The following is a 22,375-nucleotide window of genomic DNA, read 5'->3' on the forward strand; positions in this document are numbered from 1 at the left end:
TCCCTTGCGAACCATCGGATTTATCACAAGGCACGGGGCTTATCCAATTGACCGGCCGCATGCGGAGAGGCACGCTTCGGGTAAAGGGAGGAAGAAAAATGACGCAGCTGTCTCATGTGCGCGGCGCAACGACGCCGCCGCTACGTCAGGAGACGATCGGCGATGCGCTTTCCGCTGCGGCAGAACGGTGGCCCGATGGAGAGGCGCTGGTCTCCGTTCATCAGGGCATCCGCTGGAGCTGGGCCGAGTTGAACGCGAAGGCGGAGGCTCTTGCCGCCGGATTGTTCTCGCTTGGGCTCCGGCGCGGCGACCGGCTCGGCATCTGGGCGCCCAATTGCGCGGAATGGACGCTGACGCAATTCGCGACCGCGAAGGCCGGCATCATTCTCGTCAACATCAATCCAGCCTACCGGCTTTCCGAACTCGAATACACGCTGAACAAGGTGGGCGTCACCGCGCTGGTGACGCCGGAGCGCTTCAAGACATCCGAATATGTGGCGATGGTGAACGAACTCGCGCCAGAGATCGCGCGCTCCACCGGCGTCATCGCGTCGGCGCGGCTGCCGCATCTGAAGCACGCGATCCAGATCGGCGGCACACCGGCCAAAGGCTGGCTCGGTTTCGACGGCATCGCGGCGCGCGCGACGGCGGAAGACAAGCGCGCCATCGCGGGCACGGCGAAAGAACTCGACGCTTACGAGCCGATCAACATCCAGTTCACGAGCGGGACGACGGGCCTGCCGAAGGGCGCGACGCTTTCCCACTTCAACATTCTCAACAACGGCTTCTTCGTCGGGAGGTCGATTGGCCTGAAGGAAGGCGACCGGCTCTGCATTCCCGTGCCGCTCTATCACTGCTTCGGCATGGTGATGGGCAATCTCGGCTGTCTCACGCATGGCGCGACCATGGTCTATCCGGCCGATGCCTTCGATCCGCTCGCCGTGTTGCAGACGGTGGAGAAGGAGCGCTGCACGGGGCTTTATGGCGTGCCGACCATGTTCATCGCGGAACTCGGCCATCCCGATTTCGCGAAATTCGATCTTTCCTCGCTGCGCACAGGCTGCATGGCGGGATCGCCCTGCCCTGTCGAGGTGATGAAGCGGGTGATCTCCGACATGCACATGACGGACGTCACCATCGCCTATGGCATGACGGAGACGAGCCCGGTGAGTTTCCAGACGGGCGAGGACGATCCGCTTGAGCGGCGCGTTTCGACCATCGGGCGGGTGCAGCCGCATCTCGAATGCAAGGCGGTCGATCTCGACGGCAACACGGTGCCGGCGGGCACGCCGGGCGAATTGTGCACGCGCGGCTATTCGGTGATGATCGGCTATTGGGACGATCCGGAGAAGACGGCAGAGGCCATCGACGCCGAGGGCTGGATGCATACGGGCGACCTCGCGACCATCGACGGGGAAGGCTATGGCAATATCGTCGGCCGCCTGAAGGACATGGTGATCCGGGGCGGCGAGAACGTCTATCCGCGCGAGATCGAGGAATATCTCTACCGGCATCCGAAGGTGGAGGATGTGGCCGTCGTCGGCGTGCCGGACCCGAAATTCGGCGAGGAGATCTGCGCCTGGGTGAAGCTGAAGCCCGGCGAGAGCGCGACGGAAGACGAGATCAAGGACTTCTGCAAAGGGCAGATCGCCCATTACAAGGTGCCGCGCTATGTGCGCTTCGTCGGCGAGTTTCCGATGACGGTGACGGGCAAGGTGCAGAAGTTCCAGATCCGCGACGCGATGATCGAGGAGCTGAAGCTCGAAGTCGCGAAGACGGCATAGCAACAGGCGGGTGCGGCATGACGGGTGCGAGACAATTGAGACTGGCCGTGATCGGCGCAGGTGCATCGGGCCTGATGGCGCTTATCCGGCTGCGTGAGGCGGGCTTTCAGGACGTCACCATCTATGAGAAGGCGGAGACGCTGGGCGGCACGTGGCGCGACAACCGCTATCCGGGCGTCACCTGCGACGTGCCTTCGCATGGCTACCGGTATTCCTTCGAGCCCAACGCGGAGTGGAGCCGCGTCTGCGCGCCGGGCGATGAAATTCTCGATTATCTGAAGAACGTGGCGCGCAAATACGACCTGGAGCGCTCGATCCGCTTCGGTGAGGAAGTGTCGAGCGCCCGCTGGTGCGACGGGCGATGGGAGATCGAGACCACGTCGGGACCGCAAGGCGCCTTCGACGCGGTGGTCACGGCCACCGGCGTCCTGCATCATCCGAACTATCCCGACATTCCGGGCATCGATACGTTCGAGGGCGACGCCTTTCATACGGCGCGATGGAAGGACGGTCTTTCGCTCAAGGGAAAGCGCGTCGGCGTGATCGGCACAGGCTCGACGGCGACGCAGATTACCGGTGCGCTCGTGCCTGAAGTCGCGCATTACGCGCTCTTCCAGCGGACCGCGCAATGGATCGCGCCGCTGCCGCAAGGACCGATACCGGAAGAGCAGAAGGCTCTCTTCCGCGAGAGGCCCGACCTGCTGCAGGCGGAGTATGAGCGCATCTCGCATGAGAACAATTCGAAGTTCGCCGCCGCCATCGTCGGCGCCAACCCGCGCGCCTATGAAAAGCTCGTGCAGGTCTGCCGCGACTATCTCGAAACCAGCGTGCGCGACCCGGAGCTCCGGGCGAAGCTCACGCCGACCTACGCGGTGGGCTGCAAGCGGCTGATCCTGTCGGAGAATTTCTACGAGGCGATCCAGCATCCGAATGCCGAGCTCGTGACCGACCGCATCGAGCGGATCGAGGAACGCGGCATCCGCACCGCCGATGGACGGCTTCACGAACTCGACGTCATCGTCTTCGCGACAGGCTTCGACACGCACAAGCTGATGCGGCCGATGGAGGCGCGGGGCCAGGATGGGCGGACGCTCGATGAGGTTTGGGCGGAAGGCAACCAGGGCTATCTCGCCGTGACGGTGCCGGGTTTCCCCAACTGGTTCATGATCGGCGGGCCGAACAGCCCGATCGGCAACTTCTCATGGCTGCTGACGGCGGAGAACCAGTTCGGCTACGCGCTGAAACTGATCCAGCGCCTCGCGCGCGGCAATGTCTCGGAGATCGCGCCAAAGCGCGAAGCCTCGCGGCGTTTCAACGAGCAGATCCGCGAGGCGTTGCCCGGCACGGTCTGGGCGACGGGCTGCAGCAGCTGGTACATCGACCGCCACGGCAATATCGCCTCATGGCCATGGACCTTCGAGAAATTCGAAGCGGACATGAGCGAGCCTCAATGGGACGATTTCGAGATGGCGTGACGAAAAAGGGGCGGCCCGAGAGCCGCCCCTGACGCGTTTCAATGTCCGCGCAGATCAGGCCGCGAGCAGGCCTTCGAGACGCTTGCGGATGATCTGCTCGGCTTCCGACATCATGCGGTCGATCAGTTCCTTGCAGGTGGGGATGTCGTGGATCAATCCCGCGACCATGCCGCAGCTCCAGGCGCCCGCATCCATGTCGCCTTCCTGCATGACGCGCGGATAGACGCCGCCCACCAGCTCTCGAATGTCCTCGATGCCGAGGCTTGCGCCCTTCTCGCGCTCGATCGCGACGATCTTCTCGACCGCCGGATTGCTCAGCACACGCTCCGTGTTCTTGAGCGGGCGCATGATGAGGCGGGTGTCGAGTTCCGACGCGGCGATGAGCGCCTTCTTCACGTTCTCATGCACGGGCGCTTCCTTCGTGGCGATGAAGCGCGTGCCCATGTTGATGCCGTCGGCGCCGAGCGCGAGCGCGGCCACGAGCTGCGAGGCAGTGCCCATGCCGCCCGAAGCGACGAAGGGGATTTTCAGTTCTTCGGCGGCGCGCGGCAGCAGGATCATGTTCGGGATGTCGTCCTCGCCCGGATGTCCGCCGCATTCGAAACCGTCGACGCTGACGGCGTCGCAGCCGATGCGCTCGGCCTTCAGCGAGTGGCGGACGGAGGTGCATTTGTGGATGACCTTGATGCCCGCTTCCTTCATCGCCGGCATGTAGGCTTCCGGGCTGCGGCCCGCCGTTTCCACGATGCGGACGCCGCCATCGATGATGGCCTTGATGTATTCTGGATAAGGCGGATTGGCGAAGCCCGGCAGGAAGGTGAGGTTCACGCCGAAGGGCTTGTCGGTCATCTTGTTGCACTTGGCGATCTCGTTGGCGAGATCCTTCGGCGTCGGCTGGGTGAGGCCCGTGATGATGCCGAGGCCGCCGGCGCTCGAAACGGCGGCCGCCATTTCGGCGAGGCCGACGAAATGCATGCCTCCCTGGACGATCGGATGCTGAATGCCGAAGAGTTCCGTAATGCGCGTCTTCATGAAGGACGTCTCCCGAATGCTTGTTGTGCCGCGGCGCCAGGGGCGGCGGCCGGTTGCTGGAGCCAAGATAGCCTTATCGGTGCGATTTCGGAACTTGGGAGGCGCGCTGCCGCCGTTCAGCCGCGAACAGCCGGTTGCGCCTTTCTGCCCGGCCGCCCGCCCCCCGCTGCGGCAAGCAGGCTTCCTCGGCCGCTTAATTTATGCCATTAATAGTGCCAATAGTTTCAACTGAGGGTCTGGGGGAACCGATGGGCAATCTGAAGAAGTGGCAGATTTATGCGCTGGCAGCCGCGGTCGTGCTGGCGGCGCTGGCGGGAACGGGCTACGGCTTCCGCAAGGACATCATCCTCTATGTCGTGGCGAAGCGCGCGCGGGATGCGACCCCTGTCGCGCCGAACCGCGAGATCGTCTGGCAGAAGGGCCCCGAAACGGCGAGCGCACCGGCGGGACAGCGGCCGCCCAACGTCGTCGTCATCCTGGCCGACGATCTCGGCTTCAACGATATCAGCTATTTCGGCGGCGGCGCGGCGGACGGGCTCGTGCAGACGCCCAACATCGACTCCATCGCGAAGGACGGTGCGAACTTCTCCCATGCCTATGCGGGCACGGCGGCCTGCGCACCTTCGCGCGCGATGATCATGACCGGGCGCTACGGAACGCGCACGGGCTTCGAATTCACACCGACGCCGCCCGGCATGACCCGGATAATGGACCTCTTCTACAATGACGGCACGCGGCGGCACGAAATGCTGTTCGACAAGGAAGCGGCGGCGAACGCACCGCCCTTCAGGGAACAGGGCCTGCCGGGCAGCGAGATCACGCTGGCCGAGGCGCTGAAGCCGCAGGGCTATCACACCATGCATATCGGCAAGTGGCATCTCGGCAATTCGCCCGAGTTCCTGCCCAATGCGCAGGGCTTCGACGAGAGCGTGATGCTGGAAAGCGGACTGTTCCTGCCGGAGGACAGCCCCGACGTCGTGAACGCGAAGCTGCCTTTCGATCCCATCGACCAGTTCCTCTGGGCACGGATGCAATATGCGACGTCCTACAACAACAGCGAGTGGTTCGAGCCGAAGGGATATCTCACGGATTTCTATACGGACGAGGCGGTGAAGGCGATCGAAGCAAACCGCAACCGGCCCTTCTTCCTCTATCTCGCGCATTGGGGCGTGCATACGCCGCTGCAGGCATCGAAAGCGGATTACGACGCGCTTTCGGAGATCAAGGACGAGCGCTTGCGCGTCTATGCGGCGATGATCGTTGCGCTCGACCGCAGCGTCGGCCGCGTCCTGCAGGCGCTCAAAGACAACGGGCTCGACGAGAATACGCTCGTTATCTTCTCCAGCGACAATGGCGCGCCCGGCTATATCGGCATTCCGGACGTGAACAAACCCTATCGCGGCTGGAAGCTCACCTATTTCGAGGGCGGCATTCGCGTGCCGCTTTTCGCGCGCTGGCCGGGCAAGATTGCGCCGGGCACGGAGCGGGACATGCCGGTCGCGCATCTCGACCTTTTCCCGACCATCGTTGCGGCGGCGGGTGCGCCGCTCCCAACGGACCGCGTGATCGACGGCATCGACATTCTGCCTTACGCGACCGGCACCGCGGCGGGTCCCGCGCCCGAGCGTCCGATCTTCTGGCGGGACGGGCACTACCATGCCGTTCGCGCAGGCGGCTGGAAGCTTCAGTTTGCCGAGCGCCCGAAGAAAACATGGCTCTTCCATCTCGACGAAGATCCGACGGAGCAGCGCAATGTCGCGGAGGAAAATCCGGAAAAGGTTGCGGAGCTCAGGGCGCTGATCGAGGCGCATAACGCAACGCAGCGCGCGCCGCTCTTCCCGGCGGTCGGCGAAATGCCGGTCACCATCGACAAGACGCTGGAAGAGCCGGCAACGGAAGAGGACGAATATATCTACTGGCCGGGCTGACGGATTTCCCCAGCGCGCCGATACGTCAAGCGCCGCTTTCTGCTTTGACGGGCAGAGGCGGCGTTTCTTTTTCCGGACGTCCGACCAGAGCGGAATATCCGTCGCAAGGCATGACGCATCCTGCCGGATCAAGACACAAGCGCGGAGCGGCACAGGGCCCGGTTTGACGATACCGCATACCCGGATGCATGCTGGAATTCCAGCACGGCCCTCAATCACATCAATCCGGGGAGACAGGTAACATGAAGTCGTGGCAGGCGATTATCGTAATCACGGCTGTCAGCCTGATCGTGACCCTGGTGGAGATTCCCTCGGAGACCTGGCTGACACTTGCCACGCTTAGCCTTGCCAGCGGGATTTCGGCGCTGTCGCTGATGGCGTTTGCAGCCATTCTGGCTGCACGCTGGCAGGCGGTCGAAAGCATATTCGGCGGACTGGACCGCGTATACGACGCTCACAAATGGATGGGTGTCTTTGCGCTTGTGTTCGCGTCGGTGCATCTTCTTTTCAAGGCCGACGATCCGCTGTGGAGCGCCGAGGCGATCCTCAGCCTGCAGCCCGCGTGGACCCGCTTCGTGCGGCAAGCAAGTTTTGTCGCGCTGATTGTGATCGTCATTCTCGCGCTCAATCGGAACATTCCGTATAGCGCGTGGCGGTGGTGGCACCGCCTGTCGGGGCCGCTCTTCCTGATCGTGGTTGCCCACTGGCTCAGCATCAAGTCGCCCGTGGCGCTCGAGAGCGCCGCCGGAATGTGGCTTGCCGGATTGTCGGCGCTGGCCGTGATTGCCGCCACTTACAAGCTGGTGCTTTACCCGCTCGTGGCGCGGCATGGCCACTACAAGGTCGTGAATGTCACGCGCGGTCCTGCTGCGGTCGAAATCGAACTGGAGCCGGTAAGCCGCCCCGCCGCCTTTCATGCCGGTCATTTCGGATTCCTGCGCATGAGAGTCGATGGATTGCGCGAGCCCCATCCCTTTACCATTGCCTCGGCGCCGCGTGCCGATGGCAGGATCAGTTTCGTTATCCGGGTCCTTGGCGATTATACGAAGGTGCTCGTCGCCATGGTGGAGCCGGGCATGCATGCCGATGTCTATGCGCCCTACGGCCGCTTCGAAAGGAAGCCGGAGTGCCACCGCGAGATATGGATCGGGGGCGGCGTCGGAATTTCGCCATTCATTGCATGGATGAGCGATGAGAATGCTGGCAAGTTCGGCCAGGTGACATTGTTCTACTTCTTCACGCCGGGGCGGGTGTTCCCGGATATCGACGTGCTAAGAGAGCTCGCGGAAATGCGCGGAATCGAATTTGTGCCGATTTCAAACGGGCCGGCATCGGAGGATTTCGCCCGCCGCTTCGACGAGATCCTGCGCGGTGCCGATGCCGCGTCTCTCGATATCGCGTTTTGCGGTCCCAAGGGCCTGCTCGGAGCGGTCCGCCGTCATGTAACTGAGCACGGCATACCCGGCCATCAGATCAGGTACGAGCTTTTCGAGTTCCGGTGAGGAGGAACGACGGGTCCGGCATCCGCCCGCTCGGAATGAACGGCCCTGATGATTGGCGAAAATGGTGCGCCCGGAACGATTCGAACGTCCGACCCTCAGATTCGTAGCAAAATTTCTCCGCTTTTCATGGCTGAACATAGCTTCGCCATAAGTGAATTTATTCATTGAAAATCATATAGTTATAAGAACATACTGGAACATACAAAATCGTCCCTACACGGCCCATGTGAGAGCCTAGGCGGAGCCTAAGAATGCGCCTCACCGACATTTCGTTGAAAACTTTGCAGCCGCCTGTCAAGGGGCAAGTGACGTATACCGATGACACTTTGCCTGGCTTCGGCGTGCGGATATCGCAGGGAGGCGTCAAATCCTTCGTTGTCGTTCACGGGCGCAATCGCAAGCGGACGACAATCGGGCGCTACCCTACGATCAGCCTCCAGGATGCGAGGAAGGCGGCAAAGCAGATCCTTGCCGAGCGTACGCTCGGCAAACATGAGGCACCGCCGATCGATTTCGAGTCCGGTATCAAGCTCTTCATAGCCACGCATTTTCCCGAGAACTACCCGAAGCCGCGAACACGGGCTGAAACCAAGCGTATTCTGGAGAAGCATTTTCTTCCATCGCTTCGTCACGAGAAGCTGGAACATATTCAGCCGCGGGAAATCTCGCGGATTGTAGACCGAATGCATCGCACGCCGGCCGAGGCGCATCACGCCTTCGGGGTGATCCGGTTGTTCTTCAATTGGGCATTCAGGCGTGGCTATGTCGACCGCAGTCCATGCGAACGGCTTCAGGCGCCAAGGCGCTCCGCCGCACGGGATCGCGTCCTGACTCACGATGAAATAAAGGCTGTTCTCAGCCACGCGCAAGCGAACGACACAACATTCAACTATATCGTTCAACTGCTTCTCCTGACCGGACAGCGTCGGGGGGAAATCGTATCGCTGCAGTCGGACTGGATCGATTTCGAGAAACGGACGATCACGCTGCCGAGCACAGTCACAAAAAACAAACGCCAGCACATACTTCCATTCGGAGATGTGACGGAAGAGATATTGCGAAGAGCGCTTGTGAGGGCTCTACAGGCAAAAGAAGAAGGTGAACCTGACGACGGAAAACCGCAACTGCTCTTCCCTGCTCGCGGGAAAAGCACCCCCTTCGACGGATGGTCAAAGGGCAAACCGAACTTCGACAAGGGATGCACGATAGCGCATTGGACCCTGCACGATCTCAGGCGCACCTGCGCGACCAATCTTGCGGCTCTCGGCGTTCCCGTTCATGTGACCGAAAAGCTTCTGAACCACATCTCCGGCACGACAAGCGGTATTGTCTCCGTATACCAGCGGCATGCCTATTTGGATGAGATGCGCGATGCCATAGATCAATGGGAAAGACTGCTACGTTCCCTCACCTGATATCTCCCAACAAAAGCGACACCTTTGCATTCCAGCATCGGTGGTTCATTTCCAAGGCTTGAAACGGACTTTTCCCCAATGCGCCAGGCCGTCTAAGACATAGTCTGGCGGCCTGCTGCCTGGGTCGTAAGGCCACAACCTTGCCATCTATGCTCTTCGTCCATAAGATCGCGGGATGACGCGCCGCCAATCCCCGCTGGAAGCTGCCTTGACGATGCTGTGCATTGTCTTGACGGTCACTTTTTCAGCGGTGTGCACCGTGCAGGCCTTGCACGAACTGGGGCATCAGGGAGACGTGGAGGGCGAGCACGGTCATCATCCGGTCAATCAGCTTGCTGCCGCCTTCGCCGGAAGCGGCGACACGGCGGACTGGGATGGCGCTGCAGGCCTTGGACATCATCACCACGGGGATTGCCAGTCAAATTTGCCCATCTGGGCCAGCGTCGGCATATACATTGATCGGAACGAGGACAGGTTGGCGATTACGCCGGAGCACGCCTTTTCCGATATGCCGATCCAAGGCCCCGAACGCCCTCCCAAACATCTCTCAGCCAGCGTTTGACCACCCGCATCTCCGGATGCGGCCTAATTCACGTCTGCCTGTGAGATCATATCATGCCGCTCATCCGCGATGTGCGCCGTCTGGCGCTCTATCGGCTTGTGTTGCCATTCGGCGTTGCACTCCTCGCCCTGCTTCCAGGGACCGACGCAATCGCACAGCCTCAAACTCTAAGCCTGTCCGACATTCTCGCGCGGACAATTGACTACGACCCGACAGCGAGAGCCGGCGCCGCACATATCCGGGCCGCCGAGGCCAGTCTCGACCAGGCCGATACGAGACCCAACCCGGTTCTCGGTATTGAAATGGAGGATTTCGCAGGTTCGGGCAATTATTCGCGCTTCGACGAGACGTCGACCACACTTTATTACGAGGAGCTGTGGGAACGGGGCGGCAAACGAAAGGCCCGAACGGATATCGCCGGAGCGGAACTGGCGCTGGCCGAAAAGCGAAGGACCGCCAACCTGCTCGATCTGGCGGCGGAGGTGCAGGCCGCATGGATCGATGCAATTGCGGCGCAGGCCGCGGCGGCGCTCGCCGACGATCGGCTCGCGGCGGTCAAACAGATGGAACGCGAGTTTCAACGCCGCGCCGACAGGGCTCTCGATCCGCAGTTCGCGCATGAGCGCGTCCTTGCAATGCTCTCCCAGGCGCAGATAGACAGCGAACAGGCCGCGCTGAGTGCGCAGACTACACGCGCGACGCTCGCCTCCTATTGGGGCGGGGACGGGAATTTCCGGCTGGATGAGGCAGAGTTCACCCGGCTCGCGATGAACGGGGAACTCGACGACCCCACAGACCTCGCGCTCCTGACGGCGGCGCGTGAGACGGCCGCCGCTCGTGTCCGGTTCGAAAAAGCGAACAGCGTCCAGGATGTTTCATTGCGCGCTGGGCTCCGTCACTTCTCCGCGGATGACGATGTTGCCGTCGTGTTCGGTGTCTCTATACCTCTCGGTGTTTACGATACCAACCGGAGCAGTATCGAACGTGCTCAAGCCGAACAGCTGGCGGCGGAGATCGATATTGCCGCGGCGCGGAACAGACGGCAACGCGAGATAGCCAGGCTGATTGCCGCACAATCCGCCGGTGCAGTTGAAATCAGACGGCTGGACGCCGAGATCCTTCCCCGACTCGAACGGGCGCTGGCGCTGGTCCGTGAGGGGTTCAATCGTGGCGGTACCGCCTTCACGCTTCTTGATGTAACGGAATCTCAGCGTGCGCTGACCGATGCCTATTCCCGCCGGATCGACCTGCTTCGCCGTTTCCACCTCGACGGCATGCGTCTCGATCGCCTGAGCGACCGCCATGTTTCCCTCCTTTCCAATGTAGAGCACAAGCAATGACTCATGCCTTTATCGGCCGCCTGATGGCTGCGGTCACAGGGCTCGTATTGATCGCGGGCTGCGACGATTCTCCTTCTTCCGATCATGGCCACGGCCATGACGAACCCTCCGTGGACCAGGAGTATGAACGTGGCCCTCATCGTGGCCGAATCCTTCGCCATGAGGATTTCGCGGTAGAAATCACCATCTTCGAGGATGGGGCCGATCCCGAGTTCCGTGTCTACGCCTATCGGTCGGACAAGCCGATCGCTCCCGCCGGCATCGATCTCGGCATTGAGCTCCACCGGCTCGGCGGGCGTGTCGACCGCTTCGCGTTTACGCCACAGGAGGATTATCTGCGCGGAGACGGCGTGGTCGTGGAACCGCACTCATTCGACGTCCATGTCCGGGCAGCGGAGAACGGCCGGAAACACGAGTGGTCCTACGAATCCTATGAGGGCCGGACGATCATCTCGGAGGAGGCCGCGCGCGCGGGCGGAATCGAAACAGAAATTGCCGGGCCTGCAACCATAAAGCGTCTTGTCGATTTGACCGGACGCATCGAGATCGTTCCGGAAGGCAAGAACGAAATTCGCGGTCAGTACCCGGGACGCATCGTGGAAATGCGCGGCGCATTGGGGGAAGAGGTGCGCAAAGGACAAATTCTCGCCCGCATTGAAGCGAGTCACAGCCTCCGCGAATATTCCGTGCTTGCGCCTACGAACGGCGTGATCGTCGCGAAAGGCGCCAATGTCGGCGACGTGATCAGCGACCGCCCGATGTTCGTCGTCGCCGATCCGACACGGCTTCACGCCGAATTCTTTGTCTATCCGGGGGACGCGGAAAATATCCGGGCCGGTCAGGCTGTCGATGTTCGGAGTTTCTCGAATAAGGTCCAGACGCCGGGCGAAGTGGAGGTCGTGTTGCCTGTCGCCGACGTCAATAGCCAGACGCTTATAGCTTATGTCGTCCTGCCTCCATCGGCCGCGGCGAATTTCCGCCCCGGCATGAGCGTGGAAGGTTCCTTCGAGGTGGCCACCGAAGACGCTCCTCTCGCCGTCCGCACCAGGGCACTGCAGCGCTTCCGCGATTTCACTGTTGTCTATGCAAAGGTCGACGACACCTACGAGGTGCGCATGCTTGAGCTTGGGCGGCGCACGCCCGAATGGACCGAAGTGCTGGGCGGACTCGAACCCGGCACGGAATATGTGACAGAGGGCGCTTTCCTGATCCGCGCGGATATCGAGAAGTCGGGAGCGAGCCATGACCATTGACGCAAATGCCGGTGCGGAAGCATTGCGGCCCCCTCTTCTCGAACGCATCATCGCCGGGTCGATCCGCTTCCGCTGGGGCGTGCTGGCGCTTGTGCTGTTGTCCGTTGCGATCGGCGTCTGGAGCTTCCAGCGTTTGCCGATCGACGCCACGCCCGACATCACGAATGTGCAGGTTCAGATCAATACCGAGGCGCCGGGCTTCACGCCGCTCGAGGCGGAGAGCCGCATTACCTTCCCGATTGAAACGGCCATCGCAGGTTTGCCTGGCTTGCACTACACGCGGTCTATATCCCGTTACGGCTTGAGCCAGGTCACGGCCGTTTTCGAGGACGGTACCGACATCTATTTTGCCCGCCAACTCGTCAACGAACGGCTGCAGGGTGCGCGCGATCAATTACCGGAAGACGTCAGTCCGGAAATGGGACCCATCGCGACAGGCCTCGGCGAGATATTCATGTACACGCTGGAGGCACATCCCGATGCGCGCAAACCGGATGGGACTGCCTATACATCCGAGGATCTGAGAACGCTGCAAGATTGGGTCATCCGGCCACAACTCCGGAACACACCGGGCGTCACCGAGGTCAACAGCATCGGCGGCTTCGTGCGGCAGTATCACGTCACGCCCTATCCCGACAGGCTGTCGGCATACGGCCTCACGATGGCCGAAATTGTAAGCGCGCTTGAGAAGAACAACGCCAATGTCGGTGCGGGTTATGTGGAACGCTACGGCGAACAATATCTGATCCGCGTTCCCGGTCAGGCGTCGGCGATAGAAGATCTGAAGCAGGTCGTCGTCGTCAATCGTTCGGGAGCGCCGATCCGCATAGCGGATGTTGCCGATGTCGCGACAGGCGAGGAATTGCGAACGGGGGCGGCAACCGAGAACGGCCGAGAGGTGGTCCTCGGAACGGTATTCATGCTGGCGGGAGAGAACAGCCGCGTCGTGGCCCGCGCCGCGGCCGAACGTCTTACGGAGGCGGCGAAAGCGTTGCCCCCGGGCGTCGAGGCCGTGGCGGTCTACGACCGCACGGACCTCGTCGAACGGACGATCCGGACGGTAGAAAAGAACCTTCTGGAAGGGGCGCTACTCGTCATCGTGGTTCTCTTTCTGCTGCTCGGGAATATCCGGGCGGCATTGATCACCGCCGCCGTAATTCCCTTCTCCATGCTGCTGACGGTCACCGGCATGGTCCAGTCGAAGGTTTCGGGCAACCTGATGAGTCTCGGTGCGCTCGATTTCGGGCTCATTGTGGATGGCGCCGTCATTATCGTCGAGAACTGTCTGCGGCGATTGGGCGAGGCTCAGCACCGCCTCGGGCGTCTGCTCGACCGTGACGAGAGATTCGCGCTTACGGCATCCGCCGCCAGCGAGGTCATAAGGCCTTCCCTGTTCGGGGTGACGATCATTACCCTCGTCTATGTGCCCATCTTCGCCCTGACCGGCGTCGAGGGAAAGATGTTCCATCCGATGGCTATTACCGTCGTCATGGCTTTGACGGCTGCCCTCCTTCTGTCCCTCACCTTCGTTCCGGCGGCCGTTGCGATGTTCGTAACCGGAAGGGTTGCGGAAAAGGACAGCCGTTTGATGGGCTGGGCACGGCGGCTCTATGCCCCGATCCTCGATGCCGCGTTGAAATTTCGGACCGCGATGGTAGCGGCTGCTGTCGTCCTGGTGGCAATATCGGCGCTTGCGGCGAGCCGTATGGGATCGGAGTTCATCCCGAACCTGGATGAAGGCGATATCGCTCTCCATGCCTTGCGCATCCCGGGAACAAGCCTCAGTCAAGCGCTGCAGATGCAGCAGGCGCTCGAGGCGGAGCTTGCACCGTTCCCCGAGGTTGAGAGGATTTTCACAAAGATCGGTACCGCCGAGGTTGCGACGGACCCGATGCCCCCCTCCGTCGCCGACACATTCATCATGCTCAAGGACCGGAGCGACTGGCCGGACCCGAGAAAGCCGCGGGCGCAGCTTGTCGCGGAGATGCAGGCCGTGGCCGAATCCGTCCCGGGCAATAACTACGAATTCACCCAGCCGATCCAGATGCGGTTCAACGAACTTCTGTCCGGCGTCAGGGCGGACGTAGCCGTCAAGGTTTTTGGCGACGATCTCGACGAACTGCTGCGCCTTGGCGAAGCTGTCGAAAGTGTGGTCAACGGTATCCCCGGCGCTGCCGATGTCGGCATTGAGCAGATTACCGGATTGCCGGTGTTGCAGATTACCCCCGACCGCGCGGCACTTGCTCGCTACGGTCTCAATATCGGCGATCTCCAGGACGTCATTTCAATATCGATGGGTGGCAGGACCGCCGGAAAGATATTCGATGGCGACAGGCGGTTCGATATCGTGGTGCGGTTGCCCGAAGCCCTGCGGCGCGATGTCGACCGGATCGGAAGACTGCGCGTGCCGCTTCCTCTGTCGGGGTCGGGCCCGCGCGAATTCGTGCCTCTAGAGAACCTGGCGGAAATCGACATCGTAATCGGTCCCAACCAGATCAGCCGGGAGGACGGCAAGCGAAGGGTCGTCGTCACCGCCAATGTCCGCGGCCGCGATCTCGGCTCCTTTGTAAACGAGTTGCGCGACCGGGTGGATACGGAAGTCGAAATCCCGACCGGTTACTGGGTCAGCTATGGCGGCACATTCGAGCAGCTCATATCGGCGGCACAGCGATTGCAACTGGTCGTTCCGGCCGCCTTGCTGCTTATTCTCGGCCTGCTCTACGCCCTGTTCCGGTCTGTCCGGGACGTGGCCATCGTTTTCTCCGGTGTTCCGCTGGCTCTTACCGGCGGCGTCGCGGCCTTGCTGCTGCGAGACCTGCCCCTTTCAATATCGGCCGGCGTCGGTTTCATCGCCCTTTCGGGCGTTGCGGTCCTCAACGGGCTGGTGATGCTCAGCTTCATCCGCCAGCTCCGCGCGGACGGCATCGGTCTCGACGCAGCAATCCGCGAAGGTGCGCTGACACGCTTGCGGCCGGTGCTGATGACCGCGCTTGTCGCCAGTCTCGGTTTTGTGCCGATGGCGTTCAACGTCGGCGCCGGGGCCGAGGTCCAACGGCCGCTCGCGACCGTCGTAATCGGCGGCATATTGTCTTCGACGATACTGACGTTGCTTGTTCTTCCAGCGCTCTATCGCCTTGTGCACGGGAAGGGTGGCAAGCCACTAGCCGACCCGCATATGGTTCCTGCGGGCTCTCAATGAGGGATAGAAGACGTCCCTTGCCGCAACACATGGGATTCCCATTCGGGTAGCGTCATGCTTGGAGTACTCAGACAAAGGACCTACAGGCATCTGTTTGCCGCGCAAGCGCTGTCCCTCATCGGCACCGGTCTCGCGACGGTGGCTCTGGGCCTTCTGGCTTATGAGCTCGCCGGTGCAGAGGCCGGTGCCGTACTTGGGACCGCGCTCGCGATCAAAATGGCCGCCTACGTGGGTATCGCCCCGGTCGCCACCGCCTTCGCCGCACACGTACCGCGAAGAACCCTGCTTGTAAGCCTGGACCTGGTGCGGGCGTCGATTGCCCTAGCGCTCCCCTTCGTTTCCGAGATTTGGCAGATTTATGTACTGATCTTTCTTTTGCAATCGGCTTCGGCGGCTTTTACGCCGACATTTCAAGCAACCATTCCCGATGTGCTTCCGGACGAACGGGACTACACGCGAGCGCTTTCCCTGTCGCGCCTCGCCTATGATCTCGAGAGCCTGCTCAGCCCCATGGCCGCAGCGGCACTTCTGACGGTCATCAGTTTTCATGGGCTGTTTGCAGGCACGGCGTTGGGCTTTATCGCTTCAGCAGTGCTGGTGGTTTCCGTCGTGCTGCCGAGTCCGAAGCATAGCGAGTATCGCGGTATTTATGAGCGAACCGTGCTCGGCCTCCGCATCTATCTCGCCACACCGCGCCTGCGCGGGCTGCTTGCACTGAACCTCGCCGTTGCGGCGGCTGGCGCCATGGTGATCGTCAATACCGTCGTTCTCGTTCAGGCGGGTTTCGGGCTCTCGCAGCAATCGACGGCTGTTGCTCTGGCAGCCTTTGGTGGCGGCTCGATGGCCGCCGCCTTCTTTCTGCCCCGGCTGCTGGATGCTGTTGCAGACCGCACGGTCATGCTTGCCGGAGCAGGGCTCCTTGTTGCCGGTCTTCTCGCTGCTGCCGTTGTACCGGGGTACAACTGGGTGCTGCCTCTTTGGGCAGGGCTCGGACTCGGTTACGGTATCGCGCAAACACCCTCGGGACGCCTGCTTCGGCGGTCCGCCGCACCAGAAGACCGGCCGGCTCTGTTCGCTGCACAATTCGCCTTGTCGCATGCCTGCTGGTTGATCACCTATCCGCTCGCCGGCTGGCTCGGCGCGGCGGCCGGACTGTCGGCAACGTCTGCCGTGCTCTCACTGATCGCTGCCGTAGCGGCTGTTGCTGCGACGGGCTTGTGGCCCCGGCACGACCCGGAGACGATCGAGCATGAACATCGATCCCTCGATGACGGCGATCCGCATATCGCAGATGCGGCCCCCACCGGGCAGGGCTTTCGTCATGCACATCCCTATGTGATAGACAGCCATCATCGCAGCTGGCCCCGGCTGGGCTGAAATCGGCGGCGCAGAAGGAAGGCATTGTCGAATGCTCGATCTGGGCGCTTATGCGGGGTTGTTCCTGAGCGCGTTCGTGGCGGCGACGCTCCTGCCGATGCAGTCGGAAGCCGTTCTCGTCGGTCTTTTGATGACGGAGACCTACCCGGCATGGACGCTTGTTGCGGTCGCCAGCGCCGGAAACATTCTCGGGGCGACGGTCAATTGGGGGCTCGGAAGAGCTTTCATGCATCTCGAAACCCGGCCCTGGTTTCCGGTAAGCGCGGAGAAGATCGAGCAGGCAAGCGTCTGGTACCGCCGGTACGGAAAATGGTCGCTGCTCATGAGCTGGATGCCGATCATTGGCGATCCGCTGACACTTGCTGCCGGCGTTCTCCGGGAGCCTTTTCCGACATTCCTTGCGCTGGTCGCAATTGCAAAGACTTTGCGGTACATCGTCCTTGCCGCTACCGCCATCAATCTGGGGTGACCGGGCTTGTTTCAGGAGATCGCTACACTTCAGCAAGAGATGTATCGCGTCCTGGCCGGAGAGATTCGGACCTTTACAGGCGATGGCGGCTGGTTTGCCATTGTAACCTTCGTCCCGCTGGGGATAGCGTTCGGCGCCGTTCACGCACTGATGCCGGGGCACAGCAAGTCCGTTCTTGCCCTCTATCTTGCCGGATCGCCTGCGGATATCGTGCGCGGCCTCGCGACCGCGCTGGTCCTATCCCTCACGCATGTCGGCATGGCGGTCCTCATCGTGCTCTTCGCCCTGCCGGTGGTTTCCGCCGTTCTCGGCAGTGCCGGCCGCGCGCCGCTGCTTGAGGATATCAGCCGCGGCTTTCTCGGCCTGATCGGGTTCTGGATGCTGTGGCGCGCCTTCCGGCCGCCGCGCGTGCGTCACCATGCAGCCGAAGGTATGAGCGTTGGCGTGATCGTCGGCCTCATTCCCTGTCCGCTCACTCTCTTTATCATGACCTATGCCGTTTCGCGGGGCGCACCCGAAGCGGGCCTCGCCTTCGCCGGCGTCATGATGGTGGGCGTGGCGACGACGCTTTGCGGCGTCGCTTGCGCAAGCATTTTTGCACGGCAAGGCATAATGAGACTTGTCGCCACGCGGCCGATCCTTGTCGAGCGGGCTATGCGATCGCTCGAAGGCTGTGCCGGCGTCACATTCCTTGCGTTGTCCCTGTTCGTGTTCATCTGACCTGGTTTGTTTCGAACAATGCCGCATGCGGCCCTGTCTTCGCGACCCGCGATGGACGTCCGCGGCGACGACAGAAGCGAGACACGAGCATGCCGGGTTGAGCGTCCGGAACGCAATACGGAAGTCGTATCAGGGCTTGGCCTCGAATATGTCCAAAGAGGCATGACCGACGCGTTGCCACGGCACGCCGGAGAGAGCTTCAAATCCGCAACCATCTGCGCCAGGGCGTTTCTGGCCAACGGCGCTGAACAGAAATGGCGCACTGTCGCCGGAGCGCTTCGACAGCGCCGACATAATATGTCTCTTCCGACTCTCGGACGCGGTGACCGTCAGCACGAGGAGATTGGGAATACCCAAATGAGATCGGTGCCCGCCGGCAGCAAGCAGGTCTTCATAGATCGAAAGCTTGGCGAGAAAGGCAGATTGACCAACCCCTGTTCGGATGATGGGCATCGTTCCGCGGTCGGCTTCGAGAGCGAAAAACCGATAATACGTCGATGCGCCAACCAGATACTCCAGCCCGAAAACTGCGTCCGGAATGACCTGACCTCTACTGGGGATTCGGGTATCGCGTTGAGACAAGGATGGACAGGGAACGGACAAGCGAAGCGGAAGAACCGAGCGCCTGGTCTTTTCCGGTGCCTTGGCGAGAATTTCCGGCCAAGGAACGAAACGCACGTCCGGACGGCCGATCGTTTGCAGCTCGATAGAGGCGAGAGCCTCACAGATCATCAGCGAATGCACGAATTGCCGCCCTGCGCCGCTCGCCCCGTATGGCATATGCGGACAGGGTTCGGCGGGCTTCCCATGCGCAGCCAGCACCTCCCGGGCTCGATCGCTGTTCTCATAGGCGGCCGGCAGGTAGCGGGAATGCGCCGTCTCCCACTGCTGCTCGGGCCGGTTCAGATAGCCGCCTTCATGGTAGAGATCGCCGAGCCGTTCCTTGAAACGCGTTTCCGATGCTCCACCAACGAACGCGTGTATGAACGTCGAGCGCAGATAGCGATAACGCTCCAGTAGTTCGAAGATCGCAAGATCGCGTGGCGTGAGATCAAGTCTCTTGCCCGTCGCTTGCCTTTTCATGCGGGAGCGGCGCGGTTTTCCTGTCATGACGATCGCATAGCACTTCCCGCTTCACGGGAAAACGTGCGCCATGATCAGCCATGCTCACCTGGGTGCGCATACGGATACCTAAGAGAAGGCGATAAATATTCGATCTACAGATCGAATATCTTCATCTCTCGAAAATGTTCCGGATATTGCGACATGGCCGCAGCAACCACGCGCCAGACGCATACATAGACATCGACGAGCCGATCGTCGGTCACAATCGATCGGCCGCCATATGCGTCGCCGAGAAATGAGAGGCCGACCATCATTTGCCCCGCAACCGCCGGCGGCCTGTCGACATCGCGGCCCGCTGTGAAGGCTGTCGCATGCGACTTGTCAGCCACTACATGCTTCGCGCCGTTACAGACGCTGCGGACCAGATCAAAGGCTCCGCCGGTCACCGCGCGCAACTTTTCTTCTGGATGTTTCTCACCTGCCTGCTTCAAGTGGTCCTTGATGTGAAAAGCAACGATGCAGGCCAGATAAGCATGCCGCCGGGTCCGCCGATCTTCCCGGAACTCCGCCAGCGTTGGAAGTACGATCTCGCGCATATAATCAGCCGGCGTCATGGTCTTCCTATCATCAACGTCTCACCAGTCGCTCGACGGCGCCGTGTCGATCGGAGCGGGCCGGGTTGCGGGCATCACCGGTTCGGCATCCTTCTTCGAGGTTTCCTTCTCTTCCCTCTCCCGCTCAACCTCCTCCCAATGGACGGCATAGCGCGCCCGCATCTCGTCGCGGACGGCTTCCGTCTCTTCCGCACTCATCCGCGGCAGGGCTTCGAGGTGACCAAAGGGAAAGCCGAGCGAGATCGCGCCCTGGGTCATATTGCGGATCGAGACGGCGAACTGTCCCTTGCCTTGCGCGCCGATGAATTCCGGCGTCGTCCTGAGCATATGCGCCAAGGCACGGGCATCCTTCTCCGAGACGCCGCCCGCGAATTTGATGCTGGTATTCGCGGCAAAGCTCTCCTGCAGTTTCGGCGACAGCTGCCCGATATATTGATGCGCCAGAACCATTCCCACATTGAACTTCCGCGCCTGTTCGAGGATCACCGAGACATTCTGATCGAGATAGTCGGCGCATTCGTCGACATAGACGAAGGTGGGCAGCCGGTCGCCTCGTGCGAGCGTCGCGCGTTCCTGCGCGGCTTGCGCGATCAGCGCGATGAAAAAGCGCCCGAAGATCTCGGTGCCGTTCTGCTTCAGGAGATCTTTCGCCGTATTGATCAGGATCACCTTGCCTGCATTCATCTCGCTGAAGAGGTCGAGCTTGTTTCGCGGATGCGAGAACATGCGCTCGAAGGTGCGGTTTTCGAGAATGCCCCAGAGACGGCGGACCACCTGGCGCTTCGTCTCCTCGAACTGCTTGCTCATGAACTCGGTCTCGAAAAACGCCCGCGCCGTGCCGTCGAGCTTCTCGATATGGCCTTGATACTTTTCGTAGCCCTTCGGCTCCATCAGTTCCCGGAAAGTGTGGATGGTCGCGTCCGGGATATGGAGCATCAACCTTGTGATGTAGCGGAAGATCACGCTCTGCTTCTGGGTGAGTTCGGCCGAGAGCAGCGACCCCAGCACGAAATCGTAAAGCTCCAGAACGCCGTTGATGAGGCGCTCCCGCTCAAGAGGCTGATAGGCATTGATCCGCTCCATGCCGGCATCGAAAAGATTGAGGGCGAGCGGATATTCGATATCGGTCGGATCGATGAGACAAAGCTTGCCGGCAAGCGGCTCGCCGGCCGCGAAAATCTTCAACCCCGCGATATTGCGGATGAGGTCGCCTTGCGAGTCGATCACGACGACGCTCCCCTCGCCTTTCGCGACGCGGTCGAGATCATGCGCGATCAGATACTGGAGCGTCTGGCTCTTGCCATGGCCGGAGCCCGCCACGATCCAGTGATGCTCGAACCGGGCGCTGTCCGGAATCTCCAGGGGAATGCCCGCAGAAAAGAGCCCCTCGAAGGGTGTCTCCTTCAAATAGGCATGGACGATCTCGTCTGCGCTGCCCTCATGGCCGGACGGGTTCACGAGCTTCGGCGAGTCGTAGAACTGAGGCTCATAGGGAAGGCCCGAGGCGCCATGCTGGTTGCGCGACAGCCGTTCCCGGAGCAGGCCAAAAAGCCCCGCCTCGACCGCGTCCTGCAGATAGAACGGGAGTGCCAGCGCCTCGACCGCTTCGCCTGTCTTCGGCAAAGCGTCCATCAGCCGGACGGCGAAGGGCCCGGTCAGGCGGCCGGCTTCGGCGGCTTCGAGAAGCTCATCACGGGTCTGGAGCGCGTTCGGCGGTAACAACCGGCAGAAATCCCAAAGCGCAAGCAGCAGCGTCTCATAGGCCCGCTCGATCACCTCCGGCCGGCCGAACTTCGCCGTCAAAGCCCCGATCCGGTCGCGGTAACGCGCGAGCTCGATCTCCCCTACTCCCATGGGCGGTTCCGGAATCTCGCCCGTGAAACCCTCCGCCCGATACAGCGCCTCGATGAGCGTCACCATTTCCGCGGCGATGCCAAGCGATGGATAGCGTTCGTCGAGAAGCTCGGAGAGCCGGTCCCAGACCCGGGAGCGGAAGGCCTCCGCCTCCGGAAAGCCCTTCTCCTTCTGGAGGACGAGTGCCGCCTCGTAAAGCCGCATGGCGTCCGCGCGGCCCCGCGCCAACCGGGCCGCCGGCCGGTTATAGATCGCGCTCACAAGCCAGTAACCGAGACCCGCGACCGCAATCAGGATCGCGAAGGGCGCGAGGAAGATCAGCACGAAAAGCCAGAATGTCGCGACAATCGCCCCGAGAATGACATGCTCCGGCTTCGTGAAATCGAGGCCGTGCACGCCTCAGATCTCGAAGACTTGCGGCTCGGCAAGGCTCGCGCAATTCGCGAGATAGGCCTTGAGGGTCCTGAGGCCCTCCACCAGCCGTTCCTGATAGACCTTCGCATCATGCGGGGTGTCGAACAGATACCTGTCGGGGCCTCCCGTCAGATGCCCGATCCGCAGATGCTCGTGGGGCGCCTGGGCGCTGTATTGGTCGCCCTTGTGTTTGGCCGCCCGCTGCGCATCCATCTGCCGCTCGACGATAACCACCTCGCCGAGGTTCCAGCTGTTGATGATCGCCCGCTCCTCTTCCGAGAACTGGACAACCGCCGTCACCTCGACCTGCGGCACTTTCTTGATGAGACCCGATACTGCTTCCTTATGCTCGATCGACACGCGCATGGGCGC

Annotated in this window: 17 protein-coding genes; 12 read left to right on the forward strand and 5 right to left on the reverse strand. The window is 61.7% G+C overall.

The genetic code is table 11. The annotated features are described in order from the left end of the window. Nucleotides 1-98: 98 nt before the first annotated feature. Together ACKUUH_RS11810 and ACKUUH_RS11815 are read left to right on the forward strand one after the other, a co-directional pair. Nucleotides 99-1,784 (forward strand): AMP-binding protein, encoded by a 1,686-nt coding sequence (locus ACKUUH_RS11810; RefSeq protein WP_407950120.1) that lies wholly within the window; start codon nt 99-101, stop codon nt 1,782-1,784. 17 nt (nt 1,785-1,801) lie between these two features. Then, the gene (locus ACKUUH_RS11815) at nt 1,802-3,259 is read left to right on the forward strand and encodes a flavin-containing monooxygenase (protein WP_407950121.1); all 1,458 of its coding nucleotides are present in this window, start codon (nt 1,802-1,804) and stop codon (nt 3,257-3,259) included. Nucleotides 3,260-3,313: 54 nt separating this feature from the next. Here the strand turns inward: ACKUUH_RS11815 and ACKUUH_RS11820 are convergent, their stop codons facing one another. Continuing rightward, nucleotides 3,314-4,291, reverse strand: a complete 978-nt coding sequence (locus tag ACKUUH_RS11820) for an NAD(P)H-dependent flavin oxidoreductase (RefSeq protein ID WP_407950122.1) — start codon at nt 4,289-4,291, stop codon at nt 3,314-3,316. Nucleotides 4,292-4,539: 248 nt separating this feature from the next. Between ACKUUH_RS11820 and ACKUUH_RS11825 the strand changes: the two genes are divergently transcribed. From ACKUUH_RS11825 to ACKUUH_RS11870, 10 genes are all read left to right on the forward strand, one after another. Beyond that, nucleotides 4,540-6,219 (forward strand): sulfatase, encoded by a 1,680-nt coding sequence (locus ACKUUH_RS11825; RefSeq protein WP_407950123.1) that lies wholly within the window; start codon nt 4,540-4,542, stop codon nt 6,217-6,219. Between the two features lie 188 nt (nt 6,220-6,407). Continuing rightward, nucleotides 6,408-7,721 carry a ferric reductase-like transmembrane domain-containing protein gene (locus ACKUUH_RS11830; RefSeq protein ID WP_407950124.1) on the forward strand — a complete coding sequence of 438 codons (1,314 nt, stop codon included), beginning with the start codon at nt 6,408-6,410 and terminating at the stop codon, nt 7,719-7,721. A 251-nt stretch (nt 7,722-7,972) separates the two neighbouring features. Next, nucleotides 7,973-9,136, forward strand: coding sequence for a tyrosine-type recombinase/integrase (locus tag ACKUUH_RS11835; protein WP_407950125.1), 1,164 nt, complete (start codon nt 7,973-7,975; stop codon nt 9,134-9,136). Nucleotides 9,137-9,311: 175 nt separating this feature from the next. Continuing rightward, nucleotides 9,312-9,698 (forward strand): hypothetical protein, encoded by a 387-nt coding sequence (locus tag ACKUUH_RS11840; RefSeq protein ID WP_407950126.1) that lies wholly within the window; start codon nt 9,312-9,314, stop codon nt 9,696-9,698. Nucleotides 9,699-9,751: 53 nt separating this feature from the next. Beyond that, entirely contained in the window at nt 9,752-11,038 is a 1,287-nt protein-coding gene (locus ACKUUH_RS11845; protein ID WP_407950127.1) for a TolC family protein, read from the forward strand. Then, on the forward strand, nt 11,035-12,291 hold the full coding sequence (locus tag ACKUUH_RS11850) for an efflux RND transporter periplasmic adaptor subunit (protein WP_407950128.1): 1,257 nt from the start codon (nt 11,035-11,037) through the stop codon (nt 12,289-12,291). Before ACKUUH_RS11845 ends, ACKUUH_RS11850 begins: the two co-directional genes overlap by 4 nt. Then, complete coding sequence (locus ACKUUH_RS11855) at nt 12,281-15,490, forward strand: efflux RND transporter permease subunit (protein WP_407950129.1); 3,210 nt, start codon at nt 12,281-12,283, stop codon at nt 15,488-15,490. Before ACKUUH_RS11850 ends, ACKUUH_RS11855 begins: the two co-directional genes overlap by 11 nt. A 54-nt stretch (nt 15,491-15,544) precedes the next feature. After that, entirely contained in the window at nt 15,545-16,867 is a 1,323-nt protein-coding gene (locus tag ACKUUH_RS11860; RefSeq protein ID WP_407950130.1) for an MFS transporter, read from the forward strand. Between the two features lie 31 nt (nt 16,868-16,898). Continuing rightward, a complete protein-coding gene (locus ACKUUH_RS11865) occupies nt 16,899-17,336 on the forward strand; it encodes a YqaA family protein (RefSeq protein ID WP_407950131.1) in 438 nt (145 codons plus the stop codon). Between the two features lie 6 nt (nt 17,337-17,342). Further along, nucleotides 17,343-18,056 carry a sulfite exporter TauE/SafE family protein gene (locus ACKUUH_RS11870; protein ID WP_407950132.1) on the forward strand — a complete coding sequence of 238 codons (714 nt, stop codon included), beginning with the start codon at nt 17,343-17,345 and terminating at the stop codon, nt 18,054-18,056. 129 nt (nt 18,057-18,185) lie between these two features. Here the strand turns inward: ACKUUH_RS11870 and ACKUUH_RS11875 are convergent, their stop codons facing one another. The 4 genes from ACKUUH_RS11875 to ACKUUH_RS11890 all read right to left on the reverse strand — a co-directional run bounded on the left by ACKUUH_RS11875 (nt 18,186) and on the right by ACKUUH_RS11890 (nt 22,369). Next, the gene (locus ACKUUH_RS11875; protein WP_407950133.1) at nt 18,186-19,166 is read right to left on the reverse strand and encodes a replication-relaxation family protein; all 981 of its coding nucleotides are present in this window, start codon (nt 19,164-19,166) and stop codon (nt 18,186-18,188) included. A 107-nt stretch (nt 19,167-19,273) separates the two neighbouring features. Beyond that, complete coding sequence (locus ACKUUH_RS11880; RefSeq protein ID WP_407950134.1) at nt 19,274-19,735, reverse strand: hypothetical protein; 462 nt, start codon at nt 19,733-19,735, stop codon at nt 19,274-19,276. A 21-nt stretch (nt 19,736-19,756) separates the two neighbouring features. Beyond that, entirely contained in the window at nt 19,757-21,985 is a 2,229-nt protein-coding gene (locus ACKUUH_RS11885; protein ID WP_407950135.1) for an ATP-binding protein, read from the reverse strand. 3 nt (nt 21,986-21,988) lie between these two features. Then, entirely contained in the window at nt 21,989-22,369 is a 381-nt protein-coding gene (locus tag ACKUUH_RS11890) for a hypothetical protein (protein ID WP_407950136.1), read from the reverse strand. Nucleotides 22,370-22,375: the final 6 nt, after the last annotated feature.

Origin of the sequence: Parvibaculum sp. (assembly GCF_045863935.1) — a bacterium.
GTDB lineage: Bacteria > Pseudomonadota > Alphaproteobacteria > Parvibaculales > Parvibaculaceae > Parvibaculum.

Excerpts from the sequence above, each read along its gene's own strand:
- ACKUUH_RS11825 (WP_407950123.1), top strand. The coding sequence starts at position 4,540 with ATGGGCAATCTGAAGAAGTGGCAGATTTATGCGCTGGCAGCCGCGGTC.
- ACKUUH_RS11860 (WP_407950130.1), top strand. The coding sequence starts at position 15,545 with ATGCTTGGAGTACTCAGACAAAGGACCTACAGGCATCTGTTTGCCGCG.
- ACKUUH_RS11835 (WP_407950125.1), top strand. The coding sequence starts at position 7,973 with ATGCGCCTCACCGACATTTCGTTGAAAACTTTGCAGCCGCCTGTCAAG.
- ACKUUH_RS11880 (WP_407950134.1), bottom strand. The coding sequence starts at position 19,735 with ATGACGCCGGCTGATTATATGCGCGAGATCGTACTTCCAACGCTGGCG.
- ACKUUH_RS11830 (WP_407950124.1), top strand. The coding sequence starts at position 6,408 with ATGCTGGAATTCCAGCACGGCCCTCAATCACATCAATCCGGGGAGACA.
- ACKUUH_RS11865 (WP_407950131.1), top strand. The coding sequence starts at position 16,899 with ATGCTCGATCTGGGCGCTTATGCGGGGTTGTTCCTGAGCGCGTTCGTG.
- ACKUUH_RS11815 (WP_407950121.1), top strand. The coding sequence starts at position 1,802 with ATGACGGGTGCGAGACAATTGAGACTGGCCGTGATCGGCGCAGGTGCA.
- ACKUUH_RS11845 (WP_407950127.1), top strand. The coding sequence starts at position 9,752 with ATGCCGCTCATCCGCGATGTGCGCCGTCTGGCGCTCTATCGGCTTGTG.
- ACKUUH_RS11850 (WP_407950128.1), top strand. The coding sequence starts at position 11,035 with ATGACTCATGCCTTTATCGGCCGCCTGATGGCTGCGGTCACAGGGCTC.
- ACKUUH_RS11890 (WP_407950136.1), bottom strand. The coding sequence starts at position 22,369 with ATGCGCGTGTCGATCGAGCATAAGGAAGCAGTATCGGGTCTCATCAAG.
- ACKUUH_RS11840 (WP_407950126.1), top strand. The coding sequence starts at position 9,312 with ATGACGCGCCGCCAATCCCCGCTGGAAGCTGCCTTGACGATGCTGTGC.
- ACKUUH_RS11875 (WP_407950133.1), bottom strand. The coding sequence starts at position 19,166 with ATGACAGGAAAACCGCGCCGCTCCCGCATGAAAAGGCAAGCGACGGGC.
- ACKUUH_RS11820 (WP_407950122.1), bottom strand. The coding sequence starts at position 4,291 with ATGAAGACGCGCATTACGGAACTCTTCGGCATTCAGCATCCGATCGTC.
- ACKUUH_RS11855 (WP_407950129.1), top strand. The coding sequence starts at position 12,281 with ATGACCATTGACGCAAATGCCGGTGCGGAAGCATTGCGGCCCCCTCTT.
- ACKUUH_RS11810 (WP_407950120.1), top strand. The coding sequence starts at position 99 with ATGACGCAGCTGTCTCATGTGCGCGGCGCAACGACGCCGCCGCTACGT.